The sequence below is a fragment of the Corynebacterium capitovis DSM 44611 genome (assembly GCF_030440535.1).
In the GTDB taxonomy this organism is placed as follows: domain Bacteria; phylum Actinomycetota; class Actinomycetes; order Mycobacteriales; family Mycobacteriaceae; genus Corynebacterium; species Corynebacterium capitovis.
Map to the genome: position 1 here is coordinate 1,023,550 of NZ_CP047117.1, position 11,484 is coordinate 1,035,033.

Annotated in this window: 10 protein-coding genes; 8 read left to right on the forward strand and 2 right to left on the reverse strand. The window is 63.8% G+C overall.

Annotated elements, in window-relative coordinates:
• The first annotated feature begins 2 nt into the window (after nucleotides 1-2).
• The 7 genes from ruvA to CAPI_RS05055 all read left to right on the forward strand — a co-directional run bounded on the left by ruvA (nucleotide 3) and on the right by CAPI_RS05055 (nucleotide 9,267).
• On the forward strand, nucleotides 3-608 hold the full coding sequence (gene ruvA, locus CAPI_RS05025; protein WP_018016949.1) for a Holliday junction branch migration protein RuvA: 606 nt from the start codon (nucleotides 3-5) through the stop codon (nucleotides 606-608).
• Nucleotides 609-619: 11 nt separating this feature from the next.
• Complete coding sequence (gene ruvB / locus CAPI_RS05030) at nucleotides 620-1,696, forward strand: Holliday junction branch migration DNA helicase RuvB (RefSeq protein ID WP_018016950.1); 1,077 nt, start codon at nucleotides 620-622, stop codon at nucleotides 1,694-1,696.
• Between the two features lie 115 nt (nucleotides 1,697-1,811).
• Nucleotides 1,812-3,605 carry a protein translocase subunit SecD gene (gene secD / locus CAPI_RS05035; RefSeq protein ID WP_018016951.1) on the forward strand — a complete coding sequence of 598 codons (1,794 nt, stop codon included), beginning with the start codon at nucleotides 1,812-1,814 and terminating at the stop codon, nucleotides 3,603-3,605.
• A 3-nt stretch (nucleotides 3,606-3,608) separates the two neighbouring features.
• Nucleotides 3,609-4,751 carry a protein translocase subunit SecF gene (gene secF / locus CAPI_RS05040; protein WP_018016952.1) on the forward strand — a complete coding sequence of 381 codons (1,143 nt, stop codon included), beginning with the start codon at nucleotides 3,609-3,611 and terminating at the stop codon, nucleotides 4,749-4,751.
• A 22-nt stretch (nucleotides 4,752-4,773) separates the two neighbouring features.
• Nucleotides 4,774-6,348 carry an ABC transporter substrate-binding protein gene (locus CAPI_RS05045; protein ID WP_245531612.1) on the forward strand — a complete coding sequence of 525 codons (1,575 nt, stop codon included), beginning with the start codon at nucleotides 4,774-4,776 and terminating at the stop codon, nucleotides 6,346-6,348.
• A gap of 7 nt (nucleotides 6,349-6,355) precedes the next feature.
• Nucleotides 6,356-6,958 (forward strand): adenine phosphoribosyltransferase, encoded by a 603-nt coding sequence (locus tag CAPI_RS05050; protein ID WP_051059689.1) that lies wholly within the window; start codon nucleotides 6,356-6,358, stop codon nucleotides 6,956-6,958.
• A 20-nt stretch (nucleotides 6,959-6,978) separates the two neighbouring features.
• Entirely contained in the window at nucleotides 6,979-9,267 is a 2,289-nt protein-coding gene (locus CAPI_RS05055) for a RelA/SpoT family protein (protein ID WP_018016955.1), read from the forward strand.
• Nucleotides 9,268-9,317: 50 nt separating this feature from the next.
• Here CAPI_RS05055 and CAPI_RS05060 read toward each other — a convergent pair whose 3' ends face one another.
• Both CAPI_RS05060 and CAPI_RS05065 read right to left on the reverse strand, forming a co-directional pair.
• Nucleotides 9,318-9,623, reverse strand: a complete 306-nt coding sequence (locus CAPI_RS05060) for a hypothetical protein (RefSeq protein WP_018016956.1) — start codon at nucleotides 9,621-9,623, stop codon at nucleotides 9,318-9,320.
• Between the two features lie 149 nt (nucleotides 9,624-9,772).
• Nucleotides 9,773-10,720, reverse strand: coding sequence for a peptidylprolyl isomerase (locus CAPI_RS05065; RefSeq protein WP_018016957.1), 948 nt, complete (start codon nucleotides 10,718-10,720; stop codon nucleotides 9,773-9,775).
• Between the two features lie 114 nt (nucleotides 10,721-10,834).
• Here CAPI_RS05065 and CAPI_RS05070 point away from each other — a divergent pair, with 114 nt between their 5' ends.
• Complete coding sequence (locus CAPI_RS05070; protein WP_018016958.1) at nucleotides 10,835-11,482, forward strand: MBL fold metallo-hydrolase; 648 nt, start codon at nucleotides 10,835-10,837, stop codon at nucleotides 11,480-11,482.
• Nucleotides 11,483-11,484 lie beyond the last annotated feature (2 nt).

Here is an 11,484-nt window from a genome sequence, read left to right on the forward strand (position 1 = left end):
TCATGATTGATTCCCTCAACGGCGAGGTCATCTCTATCGGGCTCGACCACGCGGTCGTAGAGTGCGGGGGTGTCGGCTACCGTTTCCTCGCTGCTCCCCCCATGTTAGGAACGCTCACGCGCGGTGAGACCCGGAGGATTCTCACTGCCATGACCCTGAAGGACGACGGTGTCACGCTCTACGGGTTTGTAGATGAACAAGCCCGAAGCCTGTTCCGCACCCTTCAGACGGTGACGGGTCTCGGTCCGAAGCTCGCATTGGCATGCCTTTCTGTTTATGAACCGGCCACATTGGGGGAGCACATCAGTGCCGGGGATACCAAAGCGATCCAGGCGATACCCGGCGTGGGCAAAAAGATGGCTGAGCGCATCGCTCTGGAGCTGCGCGATAAAGTCGCAGGGCTCTACACTCCCCCCGGGCAGCCGGGCCTGTCATCGTCGTCAAGCGGTTCCTCGCCTGCGGCTGAGCAGGTCATCGAAGCCCTCGTCGGCCTAGGCTTTTCGGATCGAGCCGCGCGTTCGTCCGTCGACGGTGTGACAGCCGAGAACCCGCAGGCAACATCGGCGCAGCTGCTGCGCACCGCGCTCAATCAGCTGGGTAAGAAGTAGGGGGGACAAGCATGGCTGACGTGGAGAAAACCGAGTTCTCCCTCCCCGCCGGTTCAGGCCGGCCTGTACACTCGCCGCTTCAGCCGGCGGAGACTGGCGACGAGCGCGACGTCGAAAAGTCGCTACGCCCGAAGTCAATCACCGAGTTCATCGGGCAACCGAAAGTCCGCCAGCAACTCAACCTCGTCCTCGCCGGCGCGCGCCGGCGAGCGGTGACCCCGGACCACATCTTGCTGTCCGGGCCGCCCGGGTTGGGCAAGACGACTATGGCAATGATCATCGCGCAGGAGTTGGGAACGTCCTTGCGCATGACGTCGGGCCCCGCCCTTGAGCGCGCAGGCGATCTCGCAGCGATGCTCTCAAATCTCATGGAGGGCGATGTCCTCTTTATTGACGAAATCCACCGCATTGCCCGGCCGGCGGAAGAGATGCTCTACATGGCGATGGAGGATTTCCGCATCGACGTCATCGTCGGAAAGGGCCCCGGGGCGACGTCGATCCCGCTGGAGATTCCCCCCTTTACCCTTGTCGGGGCCACCACCCGCGCAGGCATGCTGACCGGCCCGCTGCGGGACCGGTTCGGTTTCACCGCGCAAATGGAGTTTTACGACGTTGATGATCTCACGCGGGTGATTACCCGGGCCGCGGGAATCCTCGGGGTGCTCATCACCCCCGACGCGGCGGTCGAGATCGCCTCCCGTTCGCGCGGGACGCCGCGCATTGCCAACAGGTTGCTGCGCCGAGTGCGTGACTGGGCAGATGTGAACGGTGACGGCAGGGTAGATATTGCCGCCGCACGCGCAGCCTTAGACGTCTTCGACGTCGATGAACTAGGTCTCGACCGCTTAGACCGTGCGGTGCTTGATTCGCTCATCCGCGGGCACGGGGGTGGTCCGGTCGGCGTGGGCACGCTTGCAATCGCCGTCGGTGAAGAACCCGCCACCGTGGAGGAGGTGTGCGAGCCGTATCTCGTCCGCGCTGGCTTGATGGCGCGTACCGGGCGCGGTCGTGTGGCAACTGCCTCCGCATGGCACCACCTTGGTCTCACCCCGCCGCCGGACGCGCCCGGACAACTGAATCTTCTGTAGTACACAGTCCCTCCGCGTGTAGGTCGTCCAAGGTCGATGACGTAGCATGTCCCGATGTGCGCCTAGCGCCACGATCAGCACGGTAAGGATGAGTTGAGCAAGGGGAGTTACCTCAGTGTCCGTAAACAAAGCGCGTTCACGAAACGCGGAATCGAAGCGGGCGTGGCCTGTTAGGGCCCTAGCCGGCTTCGCGCTCCTCGTCGTGGCTTTATACTCGCTGGTTTTCTTCACGGGGGATCGCGCCGCGACACCGAAGTTAGGCATCGACCTGCAGGGAGGCACGCGCGTGACGTTGGTGCCGCAGGGTGAACCGACGCGGGATCAGCTGGAGGACGCCCGCACCATCATTGAAAACCGTGTTAACGGGATGGGGGTAAGTGGGGCATCGGTTGTCGTCGACGGAAATACTCTCGTTATCACCGCGGCGGGGGATGATACCTCCGCGATCCGCACCCTCGGTCAGACGTCGCAGCTTGCATTCCGCCCGGTGCTGACCAGTCCCACTCCCGACGTGGCCACGGTTCTCGACGTCACTGCGGACACGGCTTCTACGTGGGTAAAGTATGGCATTATCGCCAAGGACGAGGCGCAGACCGTCGTTGACGAGCTGTCCACCCAGCTCGCGGCGGGTGGGGAAGCGCAATCGCGCCCGGTCGATGCGCAACCCCTACCGGCCACGGACGGGCCGGTCGCCGCAACGCAGCGCCGGTCGGAGACCGCCGAGGTCCTGCGCGAGACGCGCCAATCCCAGGATCCCACTGTGCAATTCGCGGCACTGACTCTCATGTCCGGGGTTTGTGCTTCCTCCACCGCTTCCTCCACCTCCGACGCGATGGCTGGATCAGATGCCCCCGATCTGCCCCTTGTCGCATGCGACTCGACATCCAAGCAGCCTCTTCTCCTCGGAGAGGTGCCCCTGCTCAACGGGCAGACCGCCCCAAATGGGGAACGGCTGACCGGTAACCAGATTGACACCGGCCGCACCATCAGTGGCGGTTTTAACCCGCAGACCAGCCAGATGGAAATCAGCTTTGCGTTCTCCCAGCAGGGCGATTCCAACGGCTCCGCGACGTGGGCCCAGCTCACCAGCGAGATGATTGGGCAGCAAGTCGCCATCACGCTGGATTCGCAGGTCATCTCGGCCCCAGTCATTCAAGGCGCCACCCCGGTGGGATCCGCCACGTCGATCACCGGTGATTTCACTCAGGAAGAGGCGGAGAACCTGGCCAACAACCTGCGATATGGTGCGCTGCCCTTGTCCTTCGTCGGCGAGGACGGGCAGCCCGGTGGTACAGCGACGACGGTCCCGCCGTCGCTGGGTCTCGCATCGCTCAAGGCTGGCCTGTACGCGGGTCTCGCAGGCCTCGTCCTAGTGGCGCTGTTTGTCTTCGCGTATTACCGGCTGTTCGGCCTCATTTCTCTGTTCACGCTTGTCGCGTCCGGGGTGGTTGTTTACGGCAGCCTTGTCCTGCTGGGACGGTGGATCGGTTACTCCCTAGACTTGTCCGGCATTGCTGGGTTGATCATCGGTATCGGTACCACGGCCGATTCCTTTGTGGTCATCTACGAGCGCATCAAGGACGAGGTACGCAACGGCAGAACCTTCCGCTCCGCCACCGCCCGCGGCTGGGAGCGCGCACGTGAAACTGTTGTTACAGGCAATATGGTCACGTTGATCGGCGCGGTGATTATCTACTTCCTCGCAGTCGGGGACGTCAAAGGTTTCGCATTCACGATGGGTTTGACCACTATCTTCGACCTCGTGGTCACCTTCCTGGTCACCGCGCCGCTGATGGTCTTGGCGTCCCGAAATCGTTTCTGGTCTCGGCCCGCGGTCAACGGAATGAGCAAGGTCTTCAATCTTGCCGACGCTAACCGCGCCGCCACCGCTCCCGTGAAGGAGAACTAAACAATGAGTACGTCTACGTCAGCCACCTCAGGCGCCACCGTCTCCACACCCGTGCCGGCAGCGAGGTCGAGATATGACCGCCTTTACTCTGGCGACGGAGCAATCAACTTCATCGGCCGCTCCAAGCTGTGGTACACCATCGCCGCCGCCCTCCTCGCCGTGTCGATCCTCGCCATCGTGTTCAGAGGTTTCAGCCTCGGCATCGACTTCGAGGGCGGGACGAAACTGAGCATGCCCGCCGGTGACCTGGTAGCTGAGCAGGTGGAGTCGACGTTCTCCGAGGCCACCGGGGTAGACCCAGAGCTGACGCAGGTTGTTGGCGCGGGGGATAGCAGGGTCCTGGAAATCAACTCGCAGCACCTTAGCCAAGAGCAAATCGACGCCGCGCGTCAGGCGATTTATGAAAAGTACCGCCCGGTGAACTCGGAGGGCCAGGCCACCGCGGACGCGATTGGAGACTCAACCGTTTCGGAGAGCTGGGGCTCGACGATCACCAACCGGATGATTCTTGCGATGGCCGCCTTCCTTGTTGCCGCGACGTCGTACGTCGCCCTGCGACTAGAGCGCGAAATGGCGATCGCCGCGATGGTTGCGCTTCTCGTCGACGGAGTGCTCATCCTGGGCACCTACGCGCTGTTCGGGTTGGAGGTAACGCCCGCGATGGTGATCGGCTTGCTGACCGTGCTCACCTTTTCGATCTACGACACCGTCATCGTTTTCGACAAGGTGAAAGAGAACACCGCGGGAGTGCTCGGTTCGCGGCGATCCACGTACGCCGAAGAGGCCAACCGAGCGGTGAACCAAACCGTGATGCGCTCAATCTCCACGACGGTCATATCGGCCTTACCCATCATCGCCCTCCTGGTCGTCGCCGTTTGGCTGATGGGTGTCGGCGCGTTGCGAGATCTAGCCTTGATCCAGCTCATTGGCGTCATCGAAGGCGTCTTCTCCTCCCTGTTCTTGGCCACCCCTCTGCTGGTGACCTTGATTAACCGGCGAAAGGCGCACCGGGATCACAATGCCGCGGTAGAGGCGTATCGTTCCGGCGCATCAGACGATGCTCCCTCCGATACTTCCGAGGTCAAGCGCACCGTCGCCGCCCCGTCGGTGACGACGACCGCCTCGTGGCGTCCCACCTCGCGATAGCGCCGTGAGCATCCATCGTCTTGTGCGACAGGCATCTGCCACGTTCGCGTTGATCGCCGTTGCCCTAGCCGGGTGCTCCCGGCCTATGGGAACCGAGGAGTCGAACCTCGACCACTTTGGGTACCAGCTGGCCGGGGAGTTATCCACGACTAACGCCGGCACCGAGGTTGGTGACTCGGAGATGGCCGAGCAGGTCTCAGGCCGACTTTTTCCTGGGGTGTTCGTTCCCGGTCCAAACGGCCAGATGATTCCAAATTCCGACTTGGTCACTACCCAGGTTCTTCCCGGAACACAACGGAGGGTGGTTTACACGCTGTCGGATGAGGCGACGTTCTCCGACGGTGAGCCGGTGACCTGTACGGACTATTTTCTCGCCTTTACAGCCGGCCAACGCCCTGAGGTGTTTGGCTCCCACATGCCCCTGTATTCCGAAGCCGAGAGCATGTCGTGTACCCCAGACTCGAAAGAGTTCACGGTGGTCTTCAAGGAAGGTGGCGGTGCGCGCTGGCGGGGCCTTTTCAGCGGGGGAACCGTCGTGCCCGCTCACGCAGTCGCCGCTCGACTGGGTATGACCGTTGAGGATCTCCATGCGCGACTCAGCGAGGGCGATGAGGAAGAATTAGGCCAGATCGCGAGCGTGTGGCGCGATGCCTTTTCGCTTCGCGCATTCGACTCGGCCATGCAGGTTTCTTTTGGGCCGTACCGGATTGAATCCGTCGGCAGTTCGGGTGACGTTGAGCTCGTGGCGAACGAATCGTACTACGGTGATGCCGCGCGCATCCCCAATATCGTCGTATGGCCCGCTAGCTCGGATTCCGCTGCGTTGCGTGAGGCGGGCGCCGTGCGGGTAGCGGAGTTGACGGAGCCCGACCCTGCGTGGCTAGACCTCAATGTGGAGGGCAACCCCTTCGAGGTCGTCTCCGCCTCAGGAGAGCTCACAGACAGCCTGATATTCAGCACTACAGGCCACTGGTCGGAGCCGGCTGCGCGGCGGGCGCTTGCCGCGTGCGTGGACCCGAGCGCGGCCGCGGCTGCCTCGAGAGCAGCGAGCGGCGTCGAGGTTGCGGCTCACCAGGTTCACCTGGTGTCGCCGAACGACGCATTGGCGCGCCGCTTCGATGACATCGTGACACCGCGCGCGGCGGTGGATATTGCCAGCGCGGCAGCGTTCGCGGGGTCGACGGTGAGGATCGGGCGCGCGGGTGCGTCGACAAGCGAGGCGGCGATCGTCGATTCAATCCGTGCGTCGTGCGAACCAGCAGGGATTTCCGTGGTCGACGCCGGTGCGAACATGACCCGGCAAAGTCTGACGGGGGAGGGCGCTGCGGCCGATGTGCTCCTGCAACCCGTCGACCCAGCAACCGAGTATCCGGGGCCGACGAGCAGGGCGCAGGACTTGGACGCCCTCCGCAGGGAAGAGACCCGCCTGTGGGACATCCTAGATACGCTCCCGCTAGCATCCCACCCGCGCAACTTCGCTGTAGACCGGCGCGTCGGTAACGTAGTTGAGTATTCTGGCTCGGCCGGCATCGGGTGGAACATGGACCGCTGGCAGGCAGTTTCAGACAACAGCGGTTCGACCGCATCGGAAAAGTGAGGACCCCGTGGCAACGACACCTTCCACACCAGCGAAACATACGACACACGGCCCAGAGAAGACGTACGCCTCCGCAGCCGAAGCTTTGGCCGACAAGATCAGGCGCGTCCCCGATTTCCCGGACCAGGGCGTGGTTTTTGAGGACCTCACGCCCGTTCTTGCCGACGGTCCCGCCCTGCATCGGGTTATCGCCGACCTCGCCCGGGCTAGCGAGCATTTCGGAGCTGAGGTCATCGGCGGGCTCGACGCGCGCGGTTTCCTTCTTGGCTCCGCCGTGGCCTACGAGCTGGGGCTGGGGATTCTGGCTATCCGTAAGAAGGGCAAGCTTCCCCCGCCGGTGTTGACGCAGGAGTACGTCACCGAGTACAGCACTGCGGCGCTAGAGATTCCCGCGGATGGAGTCGACCTGCGGGGCAAGAAGGTCGTCCTTGTCGACGACGTCCTGGCCACAGGCGGCACCCTCGTTGCGGCGACCGACCTCATCGAGAGGGCGGGTGGTAGCGTCGTTGGATACGTCGTTGTCCTCGAAGTCGAGGGGCTGGGCGGTCGCGAGAGGCTCGGCGATGCGCCTCTTGCCGTCCTAGCCAGCGAGCCGGGCGGGGACAGCTAGCAGCACACGGAAGGGCGCAGATGGCAAACGAGAAGAGCTCGAAACGGCCGGTCTCCAGTGTGCCGAGCGTGCGCAGTGTATCGGCGCGCCTCGCTCGCTCCCTCACGGGCGGCGGTCGCGTCAAGGTCAACCCTGTCCTCGACCCCCTTCTGTCCGTGCACCGACGTTACCACCCCCGCGCGGACGCCGAATTACTCAATCGCGCCTATACGACGGCCGAGCGCCTCCACGAGGGGGTGTACCGGAAATCGGGGGACCCGTACATCACGCATCCGCTGGCGGTGGCGACCATCTGCGGGGAGATCGGCATGGACACCACCACGCTGGTGGCGGCCCTGCTCCATGACACCGTCGAGGACACCGACTTTTCCCTCGAGGACCTCACCCGAGACTTCGGCCCCGAAGTGGCCAGGCTTGTCGACGGCGTCACGAAACTCGACAAGGTCGCCCTGGGCGCGGCGGCTGAGGCGGAGACGATCCGCAAGATGATCGTGGCCATGGCGGAAGACCCGCGCGTATTGGTGATCAAGGTAGCGGACCGGTTGCACAACATGCGCACCATGCGTTTCTTGCCGCCGGAGAAGCAGGCGAAGAAGGCGCGCGAGACCCTCGACGTCATCGCGCCTCTCGCTCACCGCCTGGGAATGGCAAGCGTCAAATGGGAGCTGGAGGACCTCGCCTTCGCCATCCTCTACCCGAAGAAGTACGAAGAGATCGTTCGCCTGGTGGCGGATCGCGCCCCGTCCCGCGACCGGGCGCTGAAAGAGATTACACAGCAGCTGCAGGCGGAACTCAAGGCGAACAACATCGAGGCCGAGGTCATGGGCCGCCCGAAACACTACTGGTCGATTTACCAGAAGATGGTGGTGCGGGGCCGCGACTTCAACGAGATTTTCGACCTTGTGGGTCTGCGGGTGCTCGTCGATAATGTGCACGACTGTTACGCCGCAATCGGCGTCGTCCATGCCCTGTACTCCGCGATGCCAGGGCGATTCAAAGACTATATTTCCAACCCGCGGTTCGGGGTGTACCAGTCTCTGCACACCACGGTAATGACGGACAGCGGCCGCGCTCTCGAGGTTCAAGTGCGCACGCACGAAATGCACTACAATGCTGAGTTCGGCGTCGCCGCGCACTGGCGATACAAGGAGACGAAGGGCTCGCATAAGGGGGACCAGGCCGAGGTTGACCAGATGGCGTGGATGCGCCAGCTGCTGGACTGGCAGAAGGAAGCGGCGGACCCGAACGAGTTCCTCGATTCGCTCCGCTACGACCTGACAAGCCAGCAGATCTTCGCCTTCACCCCGAAAGGGGACGTGGTGAACCTCCCGGCCGGTTCCACCCCGGTTGACTTCGCCTACGCCGTGCACACCGAGGTCGGACACAGGTGCATCGGCGCGAAGGTGAACGGCAAGCTTGTCGCCCTTGAATCGGAGCTCAAGTCCGGTGACAGGGTAGAGGTCTTTACGTCCAAGGACGAAAATGCCGGGCCGTCCCGCGACTGGCAGGACTTCGTAGTGTCACCGCGCGCGAAGACGAAGATCCGGCAGTGGTTCGCCAAGGAACGTCGCGAAGAGTACCTGGAGACAGGGCGGGACGCGCTGGCCGCGGAGGTGCAGCGCGGTGGGTTACCTCTGCACCGCCTCTTCACCTCCGACTCGATGCGTCAAGTGGCCAACCGGCTGCACTACCCAGACGTGGATGCGCTGTACACCGCAATCGGCGCCGGGAACGTTTCGGCGCAGCACGTGGCAAAGATGCTGACCGACATGTTCGGCGACGTCGAAGACGCGGTTGACGCGCTCGCCGCGCGCACGCCGATGTCGGAGCTGGTCAGGACCGCGGTGCGCGGACCCGGGCCGGGGATCCTCGTTGAGGGAAGCCCCGACGTGATGGCGAAGTTGGCGAAATGCTGCCAACCGGTCCCCGGTGACGACATCTTTGGCTTTGTCACCCGAGGCGGCGGCGTGTCAGTGCACCGAACGGATTGCACAAACGCGACCAAGCTGAAGGACGAGCCGCAACGACTCATCGGGGTGTCGTGGTCCGCCGGCTCGTCCGCTGGGGGAGCGTCGGTTGCGACGCTGCAGGTCGAGGCCCTCGACCGGCAGGGCCTTCTCGCCGAGCTTACTGGCGCGCTGTCCGAGCAGAAGCTGCCCATCATGTCGTTGTCCTCGCGTACCGGAGACGATTACGTGGCAAACGTCCGCTTCACGGTGGGAGTGTCTGACACGAAGCAGCTCGGCTCACTGATCAATCAGGTGCGCAACATCGAGGGCGTCTTCGACGTCTACCGCGTCACGGCCTAGAACGGGAAAAACCGCCCGGATGGCCGGGCGGTGTGGGTCCACGCAGGGTCTTACCTCGGCATGATCTTCATGACGAAGGAGTAGATGGCGGAGGCTGCGCTGACCGCGGTGGTGATAACACCGATGACCGCGGTAGCGGTCTTGATCGCTTCATTATCGATCGAGGAAGTCCTAGAGTCTCCCGTGGCGGCCTCGGCCGACTGCGCATCGGACTTTGAGGAGCCCTCGAACAGCTTGGTGATAGACGCGGAGGACCCGGTCTCGGCTTGAGTCGCGGCGTGAGCCGGGGTGGCAACGCCAGCGACGGCAAGGGAGGCAGCGGTAGCGACCGCGAGCAGGGAGGAACGCAGCTTCATAGGAGGAATCCTTTACGTTAAGGGAAGTCGTCTCGTTGACGAGCGTTAGCGTACCCACGCTCTTCACAGCTGCGCAATGGGTGCGCTCGACAATTCACCCAGCATTAACCCCGTGGATACTCCAGCTGCGTTCCAGCTACCTGGAAGGGTTAACCCGACACCGTCGCGGTACGAATGCGCACCTCCTCGGCCGGGGCTCCGTCGGCGGTGCCGCCCTCGGCTCCCTTTTGGGCGATTGCGTCCAAGGTGGCTAAGCCTTCGTCGTTAATCTTGCCAAAGTAAGTGTACAGCGGGGGCAGGGTAGAGTCGCCGTAGTTGAGAAAGAACTGGGAGCCGTTCGTACCCAGGCCCGCGTTCGCCATAGCGATGGTGCCGCGGGGGTAAGTCACGGACCCGCTGTACTGGAGCAGCTGGGATGTGTAGCTGTTCGCTTCTTTCTCGGATATCCCCTCCGGCAGAGTCGACGTGTCTATCTTATCGAGCGCTTCATCTGTCGGGTACTCGTTGGCGAACTGGAAGCCGGGGCCCCCCGAGCCCGTCCCCGAGGGGTCGCCGCACTGGAGGACCTTGAGGCCCTCCGAGGTGGTCAGTCGGTGGCAGACGCTGTCATCGAAGTAACCTTTGCCTGCCAAGTACTCGATGGCGTTGACGGTGCAGGGAGACACGGAGCGGTCCAGCTCCATGCCGATCGCGCCGGCGGAGGTGTCCAGCTTCACCGTGGCGGTGCCCGTCGCGGCGATGTTCTCCGTGGGAGGGGTGCCGGCGTCCTTGCTCGCCGCGGACGTCGAGGCGGGGTAGGAACACGTGACGGTCGCGGGCAGTGCGGTGGCCCGGGCCAACGCCAGGGGTTCGGCGGGGGCGGCCTCGGACGTCGTGGCTTCTGCCGTCGAGCTTGCGGAGCTTTCACCTGTGGCGGAGACGGAGCCTTCGTCGCCCTGCCGCGCCAGGTAGTAGATCCCGCCACCGGCGGCGATGAGGACCGCCGCCGAGAGGGCTGCGATCTTCCAAGGCGTGGACGACTCCTTCCTGTCTCGCGCTGCCAGTTCTTTCTTCAGGCTGTCCAGCGCCTGCTCGCCCCGCTGCTTGTTGTCCACCACGGTGTGGCTCCTCACTGTCGTCAACACTGTTAACGGAATGTCCGTACGAAGGGCCTATCGTAACAGCGCGAGTTGAGGGGGCTGGGCCGGGTCAAACCGGGCTAGGGTATGCGCATGAAAATCTCCGGCTTCCCGGCTGGCCCGTTTCGCACTAACTGCTACGTCGTTATCAACGACGGCGACACGTCGCGCCGCGCCGTCGTGGTCGACCCCGGCCTCGGGGCGGCGGAAAGGGTGAACCGCATCCTCGTCGAGGAGGGCGCGGAGCTTGTCGCTGTGCTGCTGACGCACGGCCACATCGACCACACGCGGGACGCGGGCTCATTCGGGGTGCCCGTCTACATTCACCCTGCGGACGAATTCATGCTCGCCGCGGGGGAGGGGGTTCCCGAGAGGTCACGCCTGCTTTTCGACGTCCAGTCGATGCCACCAGTGACCCAAGTACGGCACCTCCACGACGGCGACACCGTGGCGGTTGCCGGGCTGGAGTTCACGGTGCGCCACGCCCCAGGGCACTCCCCGGGAAGTGTGCTCCTCAGCGGGGAAGGCGCGGTCTTTGCCGGTGACGTCGTGTTCCGTGGAACGATTGGGCGTACCGACCTGCCGTTTTCGGACGCCGACCTCATGGACGAGAGTCTGCGCGGGCCCGTGTGGGAACTCGACGATTCCCTCGCGCTCCTTCCCGGCCACGGGCCGACGTCGACGGTGGCGCAGGAAAAGGCGACCAACCCATATCTCCTCGCTGCCCGGGCTGGTCGCTAGAC